Below are 16,585 nucleotides of genomic sequence, written 5' to 3'. Positions count from 1 at the left end.
AGCAGACTCGTGGCACGCGCCCGGCAGCCGGGCCGCATTCCCGGGGGCCGAGGGGCGTAGTGGCGCGTCCCTCGGTCCAAGGCGGCCTGTCCGATGGCCGGCGCGATCAGAGTCGGCCCCGGCCGTCATGGCTCTGGACGAGACCACTACGGAGGATCGACCTTCCCGAGTCTGTGCGCAGGTTCGCATGGAGGATGAGGAACCGCTGTAGGAGGACGGGTGAAGTGGGCTGGGTGCCGCGCCAACCAAGCAGGTCACGGACGGCCTGCCTGCTAAGCCGGGAGGCGGCGGCGACGTGCTTGGCGCGGGCCTTGCAGCCGTGCGGCGGCGTGCCCGGTGGGCGTAGGCGTCGGTCGTGCGGCGAGGCGTGCCGGCGCCGTCACGACTGCGCGTGATCTCAGATGCGTGAGTGGTGTCCCGGATTCGGGTGGTGCCGAGCTCCGGCTCGTCACGGGGCCGGCCTGGGTCGCCCGTACAGCCAGGTATGGCCATCCGCCTGGGCGTGGGCGTGATCGATGTGGACGGGTTCGGCGTCCTTGACACGACCGCCGCACGCAACGCGCGAGGCGAACAGAGCGCCGCAGCGACGGCCGTCGAAGCGATCGAACGGTGTCGGCGTCACCGCAGGCGCTCGCTCAGGGTTCACGCGTGGCCGTGTCCCCAGGCCCAGGCAGCGATGCCCACGCGGTTGCGCACGCCGAGCTTGCGCTGGATGTTGGCCACGTGGGTCTTGGCGGTGCCGGCCGAGATGAACAGCTCGGCGCCGATCTCGGGGTTGGACCTGCCCGCGGCGACCAGCTTGACGATCTCCAGCTCGCGGTCGCTCAGCGGCTGTTCACCGGCCACGCCGGTGCGGGCGGGTGATGGGGTGAGGTGGCGCAGCAGGCGTACGGTCACCGAGGGGCTGATCAAGGCATCGCCCGCTGCCGCCGCCCTGATGCCCTCTACGAGGAGCACCGGCCCCGCGTGTTTGAGCAGGAACCCGCAGGCTCCTGCGCGGAGCGCGGCGTGCACGTACTCGTCGAGGTCGTAGGTGGTCACGACGATCACCCGCATCGGCGCCGCCGTCTCGGGGCCGGCCAGGCGGCGGGTGAGTTCGAGCCCGTCCATGCGCGGCATGCGGATGTCGGCGACGACCACGTCCGGCCGGAGCTGTCCGGCGAGGTCGAGCGCGGCGACGCCGTCCGCTGCCTCGCCCACCACCTGCAGGTCCGGCTGGGCGTCGAGGATCGTGCGGAAGCTGCGCCGGACGGCCGGCTGGTCGTCGGCGATCAGTACCCGGATGGTCATGGGAACACCGCCTTGACGACCCAGCCGCCGCCGGCCGCGCGGCCGGCGGTGAACTCGCCGCCCAGCGCCTGTACCCGCTCGGTCAGCCCGGTCAGGCCGACACCGGCGCGTTCGGCGGCCGGCAGGCGCGGCGGGGTCTGGTCGCGTGCGTGGTCGTGCGCGTGGTCGGCGACGGTCACGACGACCGCGCCGGTCTCGTCACTCACCTGGATGGCGACGCTCGACCCGGCCGGCGCGTGCTTTCTGACGTTGGTGAGCGCCTCGACGACGATGCGGTAGATCGTGGTCGCGACTTCGCGCGGCACCGGGCCGGATGGTTCGACGCGCATCTCGGTGTCGGGGAAGCCCGCGTCGGCGAAACGCCGTACCAGCTCGGGCAGGTCGTCGAGTCCGGGCAGCGGCTCGGCGGAGGCGCGCTCACCCTCCAGTTCGCGCAGCATGCGCACGGTCCGGTCCATGGACGCGAGCGCTCGTGCGCCGTCCTCCTCGATCGCCCGCAGTGCCGCCGCGGCCTCGGACGGATCGCGCTCGAGCAGGATCTGCGCCGCCTGGGCCTGGAGGACCATGGCGCTGACGTCGTGGGCGACGAAGTCGTGCAGGTCGCGGGCGAGTTGCAGGCGCTGGGTGCGGCGGGCCTGCCTGACCGCCTCGACCCGGCGCCGGTCGAGGGTGCGCAGGTAGGCGCCGAGACCGATCGCGCCCGCCGTGCCGATGGACCAGAAGAGGGTGAGGGCGACCGCGTCGAGGCCCGAGGGTGGCGGCTGGGTGATCTGCAGCGCCAGCAGCGCTTCGGAGATCGCGGCCGCCCCCACCGCCGGGACCGCCTGCCGTATGGCGGCCCAGCGTACGGTCAGCGTGATGAGCGTGAGCACGGCGACCGTGTGAACGTAGGTCGACGGGCCGCCGGCGGTGCCGGGATCGGCCAGCCAGGCGAGCGTGCACGCCGCGCCGGTCACACCGGTAGCCGCCGTGATCGCCGCGAGGTGGGGGCGTGCCCTCGGCCACCGAACGAGCCACATGGCCGCGGCCGTGAGCATCGCGGGCACGACGACGAGCGCGCTCGGCAGCGGCCGGAGGACGAGTGCGAGCGCGAGCGCGCCGGCCGCCACCAGCCCGCCTGCCAGAAGTCTCATGGGCGGCACTTTAGGGCAGCGCCCGCGCCGGCGAATCAGCCGATCGGCAGATGTCCTCCTCGCCGCGCGAGCGCAGTCTGGGTCCTGATTCCAGAGGCCAGGAGGCGGCGATGGTACGGGAGAGACCGATGTCGGCGTACTGCTGTCGATCGCCGTCTACGGACGCCGTTGGCGCTGAGAACGATCTCGCCAGGGTGCGGGCCGACAGGAGCGGACGCGGGAGAGACGGCTGCTCGCCGGTCTTCGCCTTCGACGGCCGGCCCGGCCCCCGACGGCCCAATGAATCATCAAGATCGATTACACGTCGACTGGTGATGCAGACAACCCCGGAGGTAGAACGATGACGATCAACTTGCCGCACAAGGCTCCGGCCACCAGCGACACCGAACGGCCCGTCCCGCGCTGGGCGCTGCGTGCCGCGTACGCGCTTCCCTGGCTGCTGCTCCCTTCGTGTCTGTGGAGGCTGCCGTTCGCCTTTCACTTCGAGATGGGTCAGCTCAGCGACGCCCCGGTGTCGCCCTTGTGGGTCACCATCCCGTACGTGTTCGGGCTCAGTGTGCTCACGGAACTGGCGGGGCTGCTCAGCATCGGTCTGGTGCGCCGGTGGGGCGAGGTGGTGCCGGGCTGGATTCCGGTCATCGGCGGCCGGCGGGTGCCGCCGATGGCGGCGGTCGTTCCCGCCGTGGCCGGTGGGCTGGTGCTGACCGTGGTCTCGGTGTGGATGGTGCTCACGTGGGTCGGCGTCTCCGGCCGCATGGCGTACGAGAACGGCTGGTGGCAGGCGCTGGCCATGGTGTGCATCACCCCGCTCGCGCTGTGGGGTCCGATCGTGCTCGCCCTGGCCTACGCCTACTGTCGGCGCCGCCGGCACGCCTGAAGGACCCTGGACCAGCGCTGAACGCTTGCATGGTGACCAATACATCTGTATAGACTGTTGGACGTGCGACCAATCACTGAAGAGGACCTGACGACGCGTGCGCGCATCCGCGACGCGGCGATGGCGTTGTTCGCCGAGCAGGGGGTCAAGGCCACCACGATCCGCGGGATCGCCGAGGCCGCCAAGGTTTCGCCGGGCCTGGTGCAGCACCACTTCGGCACCAAGGAGGCGCTCAGGCACGCGTGCGACGAGTACGTCCTCGGCTACCTGCGCGACCAGGCCACCGCGGGCGTCACCGAGCGCGGCCTGGACAAGCCGGAATTCATCGAGAACGTCCATCGGACCGCGCCGCCTTTGATGAAGTACCTCGGCCGCGCCCTCGTGGACGGCTCTCCCGCGGCCGCCGCGATGTTCGACGAACTCGTCAGCGTGACGGAGGAGCATCTCTCCGACGACGAGCAGGCCGAGGCCGATCACCGCGCCCGCGCGACCGTGCTGACGGCGATGAAGCTCGGCATCACGGTGCTGCACGAGCACGTCTCCCGCGCGCTGGGCACGGACCTGTACGACCCGCAGGGCGCGCTGCGCGTCGGCAAGGCCCAGCTCGACCTGATCAGACCGGAATTCCTCGGCCGCGAACTGTTCGACCAAGCGCGGACGGGCCTGGACAAGCTCGAGGGACAGCAATGAACGCCGCAGTGCACGCCGACGGCCTGGTCAAGACCTTCGGCCAGGCCAGGGCCCTGGACGGGCTCGATCTCACCGTCAAGACGGGCGAGGTGCACGGCTTCCTCGGCCCCAACGGCGCCGGCAAGACCACCACGATCCGCATCCTGCTCGGCCAGATGCGCGCCGACAGCGGCCGGATCGCGTTACTCGGCGGCGACCCCTGGCGCGACGCCACCGAGCTGCACCGGCGCCTGGCCTACGTGCCCGGCGACGTCACCCTGTGGCCCTCGCTCACTGGCGGCGAGGTCATCGACCTGCTGGGCAGGGTACGCGGCGGCCTCGACCCGGAACGCCGCACCGAGCTGCTGGAGCGCTTCGAGCTCGACCCCCGCAAGAAGTGCCGCACCTACTCCAAGGGCAACCGGCAGAAGGTCGCGCTGGTGGCAGCCTTCGCCTCCGACGTGGAGCTGCTGATCCTGGACGAGCCCACCTCCGGCCTCGACCCCCTCATGGAGGCGGTCTTCAACGACTGCGTCCTGAAGGAGAAGCGCGACGGCCGTACGGTGCTGCTGTCGAGCCACATCCTGTCGGAGGTGGAGACTCTGTGCGACCGCGTCAGCATCATCCGCGCCGGCCGCACGGTCGAGTCCGGCAGTCTGACCGACCTGCGCCACCTCACCCGCACCTCCGTCACCGCCGAGCTGGCGGGGCCGGCGCCCGGCCTGGCCGCCCTGCCCGGCGTGCACGGCTTGACCGTGGACGGTGCCCGGCTGCGCTGCCAGGTGGACGGCGACGCGCTCACCCCGGTGCTCGCCGAGCTGGCCCGGGCGGGCGTACGCAGCCTGACCACGCAGCCGCCGACACTGGAGGAGCTGTTCCTGCGCCACTACGAGGGAGCCGCCAGATGACCGGCACCATGACCGGCACAGGGACATTGATCCGGCTCATCCTGCGCAGGGACCGCGTGCTGCTGCCTGTGTGGATCGCGATCACCGCGCTGCTTCCGGCGAGCATCGCCTCCGCCACCACCGATCTGTACGCCGACCAGGCCGCTCGCGACTCCTTCGCGGCGGCCTCGGCGAGCAACCCCGCGCAGCTGGCCATGCGCGGCCCCATCTATGACGCGAGCGTCGGCGGCCTGACCGCATGGACGCTCGGCTCCTCTCTGGCGCTGATCGGCGGGCTGATCAGCATCCTGCTGATGATCAGGCACACCCGCGTCGAGGAGGAGACCGGACGGCGCGAGCTGCTGGCCTCAGGCGTCATCGGCCGCCACGCTCCACTGGCCGCCGCCCTCGCCGTCGTGCTGGCCGCCAACCTGCTGCACGGTCTGCTGTCGGTGCCCGCCCTGGTCGCGGGCGGGCTGCCAGCGGGTTCCTCGCTGCTGTTCGGGCTCTCCACCGCCGCGGGCGGCTGGGCGTTCGCGGCCGTGGCCGCCATCACCGGGCAGCTCACCGCATCCTCCGGTACGGCGCGCGGCATGGCCATCGCCATCGGCGGCCTGCTGTTCGCGCTGCGCTCGCTGGCCGACACCGGCGGCATCGGCTGGCTGGCGTGGCTGACGCCGTTCGGCTGGGTCCGGTTGACCAGGCCCTACGCCGGGGACCAGTGGTGGGTGCTGGGGCTCATCGCGGTGTTCGCCGCCGCCCTGGCAGGGGTCGCGTTCACGCTGTCCACGCGGCGGGACATGGCGGGCGGCCTGATCCCCGCCCGCCCCGGACCTGCCGAGGGAACGTTGCCGGGCGCGTTCGGCCTGTCCGCTCGCCTGCACCGCGGCACCCTGGCCGGCTTCGCGATCGGTTTCGGAGCGTTGGGCGCCCTGCTCGGCGTCGCGGCGCGCGGGCTGAACGCCCAACTGGACACGCCGCAGTTCCGGGAGCTGGCCGCCACCCTCGGCGGCGCCGAAGCACGGCTCTCGGATGTGTTCTTCACCTTCGTGATGTACGTGCTCAGCCAGCTCGTCGCGGGAGCGGCGCTGGTGTCGGCGCTGCGCGCTCGTGCGGAGGAGGCGGCGGGCCGGGCCGAGCTGCTGTTGTCCACCCCCGTCGGCCGGCTGCGCTGGGCGCTGAGCCATCTGGTGTTCGCCGTCGTGAGCCCGGTGCTGCTGCTGACCGTGCTGGGTGCGGCAGCGGGGCTCACCTTCGACGGCGACGTGGCCCGCGTCACCGGGGCCACGCTCGCCTACCTGCCCGCGGTCTGGGTCGTGGCCGGGATCGCGACGCTGCTGTCCGGCCTGCTGCCCCGGCTGGCGGCTGCCGTGAGCTGGACCGCGCTCGGCCTCTTCCTGGTCGTGGATCTGCTGGCGGAGTTCAAGCTGGCCACCGGGATCCTCCTCGACCTTTCGCCGTTCGTGCACGTGCCGGCGATGCTCCTGGGCAGCGCCTCGTCACCAGTAGCGCCACTGCTGGGGCTGACCGTGGTGGCCATCAGCCTGACCACGGCGGGGCTGGCGTTCCTGCGCCGCCGCGACCTGATGCCCACCGCCTGAAGGCCTGATGCCCGCCGCCTGAAGGCCTGATGCCCGCCGCCTGAAGGTCTGATGCCCGAGTCCACGGCTGCGCCGCTGTCAGGCGAGGCCGAGGCTCGGAGGCAGCAGGGCGCGGATCGCGGCCTGGACGGCCTTGAGGTCGATTACCTCGGGCGTCACCCGCCACTGTGCGTGCACGCCGATGACGGTTCCCACGAGCAGGACCGTGAGCGCCTCCGGAGTGGTGCCCAGGGGGCGTCGCATGCTCCGGGATCCGGGCCCGAACCCCTTGCCGCAGTGCCGCGTGCAGGCGCGCGTAGTGCTCGCGGATCGGCGACGCTACCTGACGCACTACAACACTGGTCCGGTCGCACCGCAGCTCAAGGGCCCTGATCGCTCACTTCCTCTCCGTCCACGGCTCGTAGGCGTCGTCGTGGGGGAGCACCCAAACCGCCGCATCGGGCCGTTCGATCTCCTTCAGCAGCTTCACCGCGCCCGTCCTCCGCGAGACCTGGTAGACCGCCACTCCAGTCGCGGTCCTCGATCGCACGACCAGCCGCCCGGACCGGTCGAAGTCAATATCGTCGATGTACTGCCCGCGCGGCAGTTTCACACTCACCACGGCACCCGCGCGGCCGGTGCGCAGGCTCAGCAGACGCACCTTGCGGTACCTGCCCCCCTCGCCGACCAGCACGGCCGAGGTGGTGTAGTCCCCCGCCAGCGCGCTCGGGGCCAGCCGCGTCTTCAGCCGCAGGCGGGACCGCAGCGCCCGGTCGAACACGACCATCCGCTCCCCGCGCAGCAGCAGCCGCGTGCTGTCCGGGCTGAACCCGGCCAGGCCCCATGCGTCCGTCTTCTCCGGCGGCCCCATCGCCTTGCCCTTGCGCAGGTCCACGAAGACGCCCAGCCCCGGTCCCGAGGTCCCGGTGACCACAAAACTGCCGTCATAGGACACAAACGGCCACTCCTCACCGATGGCGTACGCCGTGATGCCCTTGGCGACCACCCGCTCCTTGCCGTGCACGGTCCGTTCCACGAACAGGCCGTCCTTCTTCCGGTAGTAGAAGATGTGCCGTCCGTCCCCGCTGATCAGGAACGGCGCGCGCGCCCCCTCGTTGACCGCCTCTTTGGGTGCTACGGCGAGCGCCTCCGGCACCTCTACCACCTTCCCGCTGGTCAGCACCACTTCCCAGGTCTGCGTCCGTTGCGCGTAGGCGATTGTGGCCGGCGCTTCAGCGGCCGCGGGCTGGGCGGTCGCCGTTAAGCCGGTGAGGGCAAGTGCCACGAGTGACGTACGAGATTTCATGCTTCATGGGATGCCGCTGGCGTAGGGGAAGTTGCGTACGCGGATCAGATTGGTCTCCGGCCTCCTGGACGACATCGGTCCGCTCCGATCGGATGGGTAGTGGTGGTCTTGGCGCCCCGCGGGTCTCATCCGTGCTCTCCGCGCGGCGTTCGGCCTCGGCCGGGACCGACGGGGCGGCACAGTGCTTCCTGGTCTGGCACCAGGTCAGCCAGGAGGTGATGGCGGCGCGGTCGCGGTTCCAGGTCGCCGGCGCGCATCGGTCCAACAGCTCGGTGAGCGCGGCGCCGATCTCTGCGTCGATGACGTCGGCGACGGCCGGTCGCTGCCGAGCCGCTCAATGGTGCTCTCGATCGCTGAGGCGTAGGCGCGGTGGGTGTTGGAGTTGGCAGTGCGCGGAGTGGCCAGGAAGGCGTCGGCGCCGCGGCGAGGCTGACGCCTCCACCGTGAAGGGCGGTGACCTCCGGCGCGGCGCTCACGCCGGCCGTCGTGCGACGTCTTCGGCGCTGTACCGGATGTCGTGCTGGAGTCGCACACCGTCCCGGCGAGCGGTTGTCCTGGTCGTCGCGCCGCCATGCTCGCTCATGTACGTGACCATGGAGGTCAGGCACTACTTCGTTGGTATTTATGCGGTCCGGCCTCCTACGGGATCGTCCGCAACACTCAGCCCGGTCGTCGGCGTGTCCGCCGTGCTATGACCAATCGCCCGTCAAAGGGGCCGGCCTTTGGGCACCGGCGAAGACGAGGCCGAGTTCGTAGGCCAGGACGGCCGCCTGGGTGCGGTCGCGGGCGCCGAGCTTGCCCAGGACATTGCCGACGTGTGTCTTGACCGTCTCCTTGGTGACGTGCAGGGCGGCCGCGATTTCCGCGTTGTTCTGCCCGAGCGTGATGTGCCGCAGGACATCCAGCTCGCGAGGGGTCAGCTCGACCGGCACGCGTGGCGTGGCCGTACCGACGTGCGGGGAGGCGATGCGGCGCAGCGCGTCGGGGAAGAGCAGCGCGTCGCGTGAGTGCACCAGCCGGATGGCCTCCACCAGTTCGTCGGCGGGCGCGCGTTTGAGCACGTAGCCCGCGGCGCCGGCGCGCAGGGCGCCCCACACCAGCTGGTCGTTCTCGAAGGTGGTGACCACGATGACGCGCGTCGCCGGGGAGCGGCGGGCGAGCTCCTGGGTCGCGGCCAGGCCGTCCATGCGGGGCATGCGGATATCCATCAGCACGACGTCCGCGCCGGTGCCGGCCTCGACGGCTTCGCGGCCGTCGCCCGCCTCGCCCACCACCGCGATGTCGTCGTGGAGGGACAGCATGGTCGTCCAGCCCGAACGGATCAGCTTCTCGTCGTCGGCCAGGACGATGCGGATCACAGCGGCAGCCTCGCCTGAACGCGCCACGTCCCGTCCGCCTCCTCCCAGGTGCATGTGCCGCCGGCCAGGCGGGCCCGCATGCGCATGCCGGTCAGGCCGCGCCCCTGCCCGCCGGGGCTGCCCGCGACCGCGTTGTCCACGGTCAGGACCAGACCGGTGCCGACGGCGACGTCGAGCGTGACCGGGCCGCGCCCGTGACGCAGGGCGTTGGTGAGCGCCTCCCGCACGAGGGCGAAGGCCGTGCGCGAGGTCGCGGCCGGAATCTTGTCGAGGTGTTCGACGGCGTTCATGTGCACGTCGAGGCCGCGGGTGAGCGTGTGCAGGGCCTCCAGGGTGGGGGTCTCGGTGGTGCCCCCGTCGTCGAGCACGCTCAGCAGTACGTCCAGGTCCTGCTGGGCGTGGCGGGCGGTGGCCGTCAGGTGCTCCAGTGACTGTACGGCGAGCGCGGGTCTGGTGCGTTGCAGTGCCGCCTGGGCGGCCATCGCCTGGACGAGGACGACGCTGAGGGCGTGGCCGACGGAGTCGTGCAGTTCCAGGGCGAGGCTCTGGCGGCGGCCGAGTTCGTCGATCACGCGTGATGGTTCGGTTCGCAGCAGCCGGCGCGCCGCCCAGCGCTGGCCGAGTCCCGCGGCGACCATCACGCTCAGCACGGTGACGGCGATCAGCAGCACCTCGGCAGGCTCGCCGAGCCCCGCCCGCGCCTGTTCAGGCAGCGCCACCAGGCCGGGCGTCAGCGCCAACATGCCCGCGCCGAGCGTGCCACCGACGTACAGGTGCAGGCTGGTCAGCACCACCAGGTAGAGGCGGTCCGCCTGCTTGGGCACCTCAACGTCGAGCAGCTCCGACAACGCGGCCGCCTCCAGCCGCCGCATCAGCGGCGTCAGGGCGAGCAGCACGGAGGCCGGCAGGCAGGCCGCCCATAACACCAGCACGCGCTCCGGCGTCCACTCGGTCAGGATGGGCAGGCCGAGCAGCACGGCGACCGGGGTCAGCAGCGCGGCGCCCAGCAGCTGGTAGATCCCGGCCCGCACGGCTCGAACAATGTGGTGCTTCACGACGATCGACGTTAGCCGACGGCCCGTCCGGCGTACTCCCTCGCCAGGGGGAGGCGGCCAGGTCCGGTCGTTCTTAGCGTGATCGGCATGACGAGAACTGATCGGATCCTCGGCACGCCGCTGCCGGCTGCCATGACCACCGGAACAGCGGAATCGACCATGAACCCGCCGGTGGCCACCGGGCGGCTGCGTAGCGCGTGGAGAGCCGCCCATGCTCCGGTGGCCGGGGTCCCCCGCTGGGCGCGGATCGCCGCCTACGCCATCCCATTCACCGTGCTGCCGTCCGGCCTCTGGCGGCTGCCGTTCGCGTTCGGCGATGGGCTGCCGCTCGGCGAGCGGGCCTACGTCGTCCTGCTGTCCGTCGTGTCGGAGCTGGTGGCGTTCGCGGCCGTCGGACTGGTCGCCGCCTGGGGGGAACGGTTTCCGCGCTGGGCTCCTGGGCTGGGTGGCCGCAGAGTGCCGACGTCGGTCGCCGTCATCCCCGCCGGTCTCGGCGCCATGGTTTTGACGGTCTTGTGGACAGCCGCCGTCGTCACCGAGCTCGCCGGAGTGACCCTGCGAGGCGAGCCGACTCCCGCCAACTTCCCCACCCAAGCAGGCGGCTGGGAGGCGGCGATCTACTACCTGTGCTATCTCCCGCTGCTGCTGTGGGGACCCCTGCTCGCCGCCGTCACCTACGCCTACTACCGACGTCGCCGGAACAATTGACCCGTTCGGGCGGCACGGGCGTACTTGCTCCAGGTCCTGGCCGACCCCGGACGCTGGCGGATCATGCTGCTGGTCGTCAGCAAGGGCGTGGCGGACGCGGACGCGGGCGTGGGTGTCGGCGTCACGGCTGCGCTCGGGCAGGGCCTTGGGCGAGGCGGCTTAGATCGGCTGCCGGGGTGGCGCGGTGCGGCAGGGACCCAGCATCAGCGAGGCCGCGCCACGGCGGAGGTCGTGGAGCCGGATCGGCGGCAGCCCAGCCAGGTAGGCCAGCCAGGTAGGCCGGCCAGAGGAACTGGTCGGAGACGTGCTGCGGGTACAGGCGGTTGCCGTCGGGCCGGCCGAACGCGAATTCGGTGTCCGTCCACGCCCCGCCCATGGCCGGCCGTTCCTGTACTTGTTGCTGCCGATGGGCCGCGGCGTGATCACGTCCGTCGATTCAGGCCCGCCCGTCGTGCAACGCGACGATGCGCTCGGCGAAGCAGGCCGCGTGGTTCAGCTCGTGCAGAACTGTCACGACGGTCGGGTCGCGCGCCTCGCGCAGGCCGCGCGCGAGTTCGAGGGCATCTAATTAGCTGGTGGCGGTCGTCCAGGTGGGTGGTCGGCTCGTCCAGGACGAGGAGGCCGGTGTCCTGGCCCACGGCGAGTGCGAGCCGGACGCGCCGGCGCTCGCCGCCGGTCAGCGTATCCAGGACGCGGTCGGCGAGGTGTGCGACTCCCGCTGGCTCCAGCGCCTCCTCCATGGAGTCCGACTCCCGCAGCAGCCCCAGGCCGTTATCACCTCTAGACGGTGAAAATAGTTATCATTTACGCTCGCTCCACATCAAGGGCGAATCATGCCTCCATGGGATTGGAAAGGACAGCGAGTGATCGTTCATCGCCGGCTGCTGCACCTGGCCGGCAGCGTGGGCGGGCCCATCGCGGCCTGCGTGGGGCTGGGCCTGGCCGTCAGCGCCGCGTACGTCGCCCAGGCCGTCCTGCTCGCCGCGGCCTTGGCGGCCCTGGTGCGCGGGGACGCCATGACCGCGATTCGCCTGCTGGCCTGGGCCCTGGCCGTGATCGCGGCCAGGGCGGCGCTTCTGTGGGCCAGGGAGGCCGTGACCGTGTGGGCGGGCGGGCTGATCAAGGCCAGGCTGCGTGACCGGCTGATCGTCCACCTGAGCCGGCTCGGGCCCGCTCACCTGACCGGCACGCGCACCGGGAACCTGCAGACCACCGTGGTCGAGGGCGTGGAGGGGCTCGACCCCTACTTCAGCCGCTACCTGCCGCAGGTCGTCGTCACCTTCTGCGTGCCGGTGGCGCTGGTCGGCTGGCTGTTCACGGTCAACGCGCCGGCGGCGGCAGTGCTGGCCGCGGCGGTGGCCGGGGTCCTGATCATTCCCCGGTTCTGGGACGCGACCCTGCTGCGGCGAGGACGCGGCCGGTGGGCCGCGTTCGGCGCGCTCGCCTCCGACTACCTGGAGGCGACGCAGGGCATGGCGACGCTACGCGCGTTCGGGGCCGCCGGCACGCTGGGCGCACGGCTGGCCGGACGAGCCCACGACCTCTACCTGACGACGATGCGCCAGCTCAGGATCTCGCTGGTGGAGACCGGGATCAACACGTTCTTCTTGCAGGCGGGCTCGGCCGCGGCCATCCTCGCCGCCACGACCGCGGGCAGCGCGTGGGAGATGTTCGCGGTCCTGCTGATCGCCGTGGAGTGCTTCCGCCCGGTGAAGGGTCTCTCCGACGCCTGGCACGCCGGATATCTCGGGATCACGGCCGTTGACGGCATCGAGGCCCTGCTGGCGGCGTCCCCGGCCGTCGAGGACCGGGGAACGCGGCGCGACTTCCCCGACGCGCCCGCCATCACGTTCGAGCACGTCACCTTCACCTACCCGGGCGCCCGGCGGCCCGCCGTCCGCGACGTCTCCTTCACCGTCGAGCCGGGCCGCACCGTCGCCCTGACCGGCCCGTCCGGCGCGGGCAAGAGCACCCTCGCGGCCCTTCTGCAACGCCACCACGACCCCGACCAGGGGAGGATCACCATCGGCGGGATCGACGTGCGCGACCTCACGCTCGACGCGCTGCGCGGCGGGGTCGCCGTCGTGGCGCAGGACACCTACCTCTTCCATGGCACGGTCGCCGAGAACCTGCGCCTGGCCAGACCGGACGCGGACGACGAGGACCTGGTCGCCGCCGCCCGGCTGGCCGTCGCCCACGACTTCATCGCCGCGCTGCCCGACGGCTACGACACACCGCTCGGGGAGCGCGGGGCGACACTGTCGGGCGGGCAGCGGCAGCGCCTGGCCATCGCTCGGGCGCTGCTGGCCGACGCCCCCGTCCTGGTGCTCGACGAGGCCACCTCACATGTGGACGCCCGCACCGAGCAGGCCCTGCGCGAGGTGCGGCGCGGACGTACCTGCCTGATGATCGCCCACCGGCCCGACACCGTCCGCCAGGCCGACCATGTGGTGACCCTGGACAACGGCACCCTTCTGGAGAGCGTGGCATGAACCCGTCCATCCGCTGGCTCGCCGGCGCCGTCGGCGCGCACCGCCGCGCCTTCGTCTCCACCCTCTTCTCCAACCTGCTCGGGCAACTCGCGACACTCGGTTCGAGCGTGACCGGAGCCTGGCTGGTCGGCCGGGTGATCAGCGGGCAGAGCGCGCCACTCGACCTGGCCGGCGCCGTCCTCGGCGGGCTGGTCGCCGTCGTCACGATCGCCGCCTGGTGGGAGAGCTACGTCGCGCACGACCTGGCCTACCTGGTGCTGGCCAGGCTCAGAGGCCAGGTGTACGACGCGATCGCCAGGACCGCCCCGGCCCGCCTGCTCGGCCGTCGCAGCGGTGACCTGTCGGCGGCCGCGCTGTCGGACATCGAAACCCTGGAATGGCTGTTCGCGCACACCCTGGCGCAGCTCATCACGGCCGGCACGGTGCTGATCGCCGGCAGCGTGGCCGCGGCGATGATCGATCCGCTGCTGCTGACGGTGTCGCTGCCGCTGGCCGCGTGCGTGGTGGCCGTGCCGCTGTGGTTCCGCAATGCCTCGCGCCGGCAAGGCGACGAGCTGCGCGCTGCCACCGCCGAGCTGACCTCCGACGTCATCGACACCGTCCAGGGCATGCCCGAGCTCACCGCCTTCCGCGCGCTGGAACGCCGCAGGGACCTGCTCGCGCGCAGGACCCGCCGGCTGGCCCGCGCCCACGCGGCCAACGCGGCGCGCGGTGGGCTGGAGGCGGCCCTCACCGACCTGCTGCTCGCCGTCGCGGCGGCCGGGACGCTGCTCCTGGTCGCCACGGCGATCCGGAGCCCGGCCGACGCCCCGGTGGCCATGGTGCTGGCCGCCGGCGCGCTGGGCCCCGCAGCGCGGGTGGCGCTGCTGCTCAAGGAGTACGGCACGCTGCGCGCGGCGGCCGACCGCGTGCACACGCTCGTCACCGCGCCCGCCAACGTGGCCCCGCCGCGCGAGCCCCTCCAGGTCGCCGACCGGCCGGACGTGGTCTTCGAGGACGTGCATTTCCGCTACACGCCCGGCGGGCCCGACGTGCTGCGCGGCGTGTCCTTCCGCATCCCGTACGGCAAGACGGTCGCCCTGGTCGGGGCCTCGGGGACGGGCAAGTCCACCTGCGTGTCGCTCCTGCTGCGCTACTGGGACCCGGACGAAGGTCGCATCCTGGTCGGCGGCGTGCCGCTGCCGCGCATCGCCGCACCGCACCGGCACGTCACGGTCGTGCCGCAGGACGTGCGCCTGTTCGCCGGCACCATCGAGGAGAACGTCCGGCTCGGCGCCCCCGACGCCGACGCGACCGCTGCCCTGCGCACCGCCCAGCTCATCCTCGACCCCGAACTGCCGGTCGGCGAGCGGGGCGCCACCCTGTCCGGCGGCCAGCGCGCCCGGGTGGCCGTTGCCCGGGCGCTCGCCACGAACGCGCCGGCGCTCGTGCTGGACGAGGCGGTGGCCAACCTCGACCCCGACAACGAGGCCCGCCTCATCGAGTCGCTCCGGCAAGCCGCAGCCGGACGGGCCACGCTCGTCATCGCCCACCGCCTGTCCACCATCCGCCAGGCGGACCACATCGTGCTGCTGGAAGAGGGACGCGTCGCCGCCGAAGGCTCCTACGACGAGCTCTCCAAGCGTCTGTCCCACCTGTTCGCGCACCGCCCGTGAGGCAGCCGGTGGGGCGGGCCCCGCCGGCCGAGGCCCGTGGGGTTCACGGGCGGGCGGCAGCTCCGGTCCGATCGGCTCCTGCGGACCCGGCCCGGCTCAGGTATCGCAGGCTCGGCCGGCCGGTGGTGGAGCGGGTGATCTCCGCTCGTACGCGGTAGACGCGCTCCACCGTCTCCTCGGTGAGAACCTGCCCGGGAGACCCGGCGGCGACGAGCCGGCCCCCGTGCAGCAGCAGGCTGTCGTGGTCGAGGTGTTCGGTGATCCGGCCGTGGTCGAGGACGAGGATGTGGTCGGCGGCTACCACGGTGGCCAGGCGGTGGGCGACGACGATGACGGTGCGGTCGCGGGCCAGTTCGGCGATGGCGTCGGCGACGGCGGCCTCGTTGGCCGGGTCGAGGGCGGCGGTGGCCTCGTCCAGCAGCACGATGGGGGCGTCCTTGAGCAGGGCGCGGGCGATGGAGACGCGCTGCTTCTCGCCGCCGGACAGGGTGGAGCCGTCCTCGCCCACCCGGGTGTCCCAGCCGTCGGGCAGGCGTTCGACGACCTCGTCGAGGCGGGCCACCCGGTCGAGGTCGGCGGCCGAAGAAGGCGATCATCCCCCACGCTCCCCGGATGGTGAGGCGTGACTGGGAGCCTTGCCGGCGGATCAGGGACTCCTCCAGAGTGCCGAGTTCGGGCCGGTCGGGCACGCCACGGGCGCGCAGGGTGGGCTGCTGGCGGGCGTACTCGACGATGCGGGAGGCGCTGACGCCGATGTCGTGCTCGTAGTCGTCGTCGTTGCGCCGCACGATGGCCATGAGCAGGCGCAGGGTCAGCGCGCACAGGAGCGCTCCGGCGGTGAAGGCCGCGCCGATCCGCCAGTCGAGCAGGAAGCTGCGGATGATCATGGTGCCGGGGCGGTGAGGCCGACGACGACGTGGCGCAGCAGGGGGCGGAGAACGGCTCGCGGGAGGCGTTGAAGGTCAGGTAGTGCGTCAGCACCGAAGGGCTGCGGACGACCCGAAAACCGGCTGTCACCGGCGATCGCGGCGACCTGGCCGGGCAGCAGCGCGCCCTTGTCGATCAGCCCGTCCACCTCGCCCGCGCGTTGGCGTCCGGGATCGCCCTGACCACGATCGTGTCGTAGTCGGCTGCGGCGCCGTAGGAGTGCGGGTTGGCGGTGAGCACGGCCTGCTGGCCCTTGGACCAGCTGGCCAGCCGTGTACGGTCCGGTACCGATCGGCTGTCGGCGAAGGGCTCACCGGTGGTGAACGCCTTCGGTGACTGCACCATGCTGGAGAAGCCGGCCAGCCTGCCGGGCAGGTCGGCCACGCCCTCCTTCAGCTCGAACACCACCTTGCCGCCCTCGGCGCGGACGGCGCCGAGCTTGCCGTACGCGGCCTCCATCCCGGCGTCGAGACTGAAGAAGGCCGACTGCCGGGGTGCGATCCGCAGGAACCGCTCGACGTCGGCCACCACCGACTCGGCGGTCAGCGGCGTGCCGTCGCTGAACCGCGCGCCTGCGCGCAGCGTGAACGTCCAGCGGCGCCCTCATTCGCGGCAACCCACGACGCCGCGAGGGCTGGGACGGGCCGC

General features: G+C 72.1%; 14 protein-coding genes and 3 pseudogenes. 8 read left to right on the top strand and 9 right to left on the bottom strand.

What is annotated here, in order from left to right; translation table 11 throughout:
• Positions 1-642 precede the first annotated feature (642 nt).
• Positions 643-1,290 (bottom strand): response regulator, encoded by a 648-nt coding sequence (locus LCN96_RS45860; protein WP_225268680.1) that lies wholly within the window; start codon positions 1,288-1,290, stop codon positions 643-645.
• Complete coding sequence (locus LCN96_RS45855) at positions 1,287-2,423, bottom strand: sensor histidine kinase (RefSeq protein ID WP_225268679.1); 1,137 nt, start codon at positions 2,421-2,423, stop codon at positions 1,287-1,289. The genes LCN96_RS45860 and LCN96_RS45855 overlap by 4 nt, the downstream gene beginning before the upstream one ends.
• Positions 2,424-2,763: 340 nt before the next feature.
• Between LCN96_RS45855 and LCN96_RS45850 the strand changes: the two genes are divergently transcribed.
• From LCN96_RS45850 to LCN96_RS45835, 4 genes are all read left to right on the top strand, one after another.
• Entirely contained in the window at positions 2,764-3,300 is a 537-nt protein-coding gene (locus LCN96_RS45850) for a hypothetical protein (protein WP_225268678.1), read from the top strand.
• A gap of 63 nt (positions 3,301-3,363) precedes the next feature.
• The gene (locus LCN96_RS45845) at positions 3,364-3,990 is read left to right on the top strand and encodes a TetR/AcrR family transcriptional regulator (protein ID WP_225268677.1); all 627 of its coding nucleotides are present in this window, start codon (positions 3,364-3,366) and stop codon (positions 3,988-3,990) included.
• Positions 3,987-4,877 (top strand): ABC transporter ATP-binding protein, encoded by an 891-nt coding sequence (locus tag LCN96_RS45840; protein WP_225268676.1) that lies wholly within the window; start codon positions 3,987-3,989, stop codon positions 4,875-4,877. Before LCN96_RS45845 ends, LCN96_RS45840 begins: the two co-directional genes overlap by 4 nt.
• A complete protein-coding gene (locus tag LCN96_RS45835; RefSeq protein WP_225268675.1) occupies positions 4,874-6,457 on the top strand; it encodes an ABC transporter permease in 1,584 nt (527 codons plus the stop codon). Before LCN96_RS45840 ends, LCN96_RS45835 begins: the two co-directional genes overlap by 4 nt.
• A gap of 78 nt (positions 6,458-6,535) precedes the next feature.
• Here the strand turns inward: LCN96_RS45835 and LCN96_RS45830 are convergent, their stop codons facing one another.
• The 4 genes from LCN96_RS45830 to LCN96_RS45815 form a co-directional block, all read right to left on the bottom strand.
• On the bottom strand, positions 6,536-6,700 hold the full coding sequence (locus tag LCN96_RS45830) for a hypothetical protein (RefSeq protein ID WP_225268674.1): 165 nt from the start codon (positions 6,698-6,700) through the stop codon (positions 6,536-6,538).
• 133 nt (positions 6,701-6,833) lie between these two features.
• Positions 6,834-7,742, bottom strand: coding sequence for a hypothetical protein (locus LCN96_RS45825; RefSeq protein ID WP_225268673.1), 909 nt, complete (start codon positions 7,740-7,742; stop codon positions 6,834-6,836).
• Between the two features lie 689 nt (positions 7,743-8,431).
• Positions 8,432-9,100 carry a response regulator transcription factor gene (locus LCN96_RS45820; RefSeq protein ID WP_225268672.1) on the bottom strand — a complete coding sequence of 223 codons (669 nt, stop codon included), beginning with the start codon at positions 9,098-9,100 and terminating at the stop codon, positions 8,432-8,434.
• Complete coding sequence (locus tag LCN96_RS45815; RefSeq protein WP_225268671.1) at positions 9,097-10,155, bottom strand: sensor histidine kinase; 1,059 nt, start codon at positions 10,153-10,155, stop codon at positions 9,097-9,099. The genes LCN96_RS45820 and LCN96_RS45815 overlap by 4 nt, the downstream gene beginning before the upstream one ends.
• A gap of 87 nt (positions 10,156-10,242) precedes the next feature.
• Between LCN96_RS45815 and LCN96_RS45810 the strand changes: the two genes are divergently transcribed.
• Both LCN96_RS45810 and LCN96_RS45805 read left to right on the top strand, forming a co-directional pair.
• Positions 10,243-10,863 carry a hypothetical protein gene (locus LCN96_RS45810; RefSeq protein ID WP_225268670.1) on the top strand — a complete coding sequence of 207 codons (621 nt, stop codon included), beginning with the start codon at positions 10,243-10,245 and terminating at the stop codon, positions 10,861-10,863.
• Positions 10,864-11,167: 304 nt separating this feature from the next.
• Positions 11,168-11,431 (top strand): hypothetical protein, encoded by a 264-nt coding sequence (locus LCN96_RS45805; protein WP_225276290.1) that lies wholly within the window; start codon positions 11,168-11,170, stop codon positions 11,429-11,431.
• A 37-nt stretch (positions 11,432-11,468) separates the two neighbouring features.
• Here the strand turns inward: LCN96_RS45805 and LCN96_RS57560 are convergent.
• Positions 11,469-11,603: pseudogene (locus tag LCN96_RS57560) on the bottom strand (ATP-binding cassette domain-containing protein); the annotation flags it as partial.
• 123 nt (positions 11,604-11,726) lie between these two features.
• Between LCN96_RS57560 and LCN96_RS45795 the strand changes: the two are divergent.
• Together LCN96_RS45795 and LCN96_RS45790 are read left to right on the top strand one after the other, a co-directional pair.
• Positions 11,727-13,355: an ABC transporter ATP-binding protein/permease gene (locus tag LCN96_RS45795; RefSeq protein WP_225268669.1), complete on the top strand. Its 1,629-nt coding sequence runs from the start codon at positions 11,727-11,729 to the stop codon at positions 13,353-13,355.
• On the top strand, positions 13,352-15,010 hold the full coding sequence (locus tag LCN96_RS45790) for an ABC transporter ATP-binding protein (RefSeq protein WP_225268668.1): 1,659 nt from the start codon (positions 13,352-13,354) through the stop codon (positions 15,008-15,010). Before LCN96_RS45795 ends, LCN96_RS45790 begins: the two co-directional genes overlap by 4 nt.
• A gap of 43 nt (positions 15,011-15,053) precedes the next feature.
• Here LCN96_RS45790 and LCN96_RS45785 read toward each other — a convergent pair.
• Together LCN96_RS45785 and LCN96_RS45780 are read right to left on the bottom strand one after the other, a co-directional pair.
• Positions 15,054-15,575, bottom strand: a pseudogene (locus tag LCN96_RS45785) (ATP-binding cassette domain-containing protein); the annotation flags it as partial.
• 497 nt (positions 15,576-16,072) lie between these two features.
• Positions 16,073-16,528 (bottom strand): annotated as a pseudogene (locus LCN96_RS45780) (ABC transporter substrate-binding protein); the annotation flags it as partial.
• Positions 16,529-16,585: the final 57 nt, after the last annotated feature.

The organism is Nonomuraea gerenzanensis (assembly GCF_020215645.1).
GTDB lineage: Bacteria > Actinomycetota > Actinomycetes > Streptosporangiales > Streptosporangiaceae > Nonomuraea > Nonomuraea gerenzanensis.
This window is presented reverse-complemented; position numbering and strand designations above follow the sequence as displayed.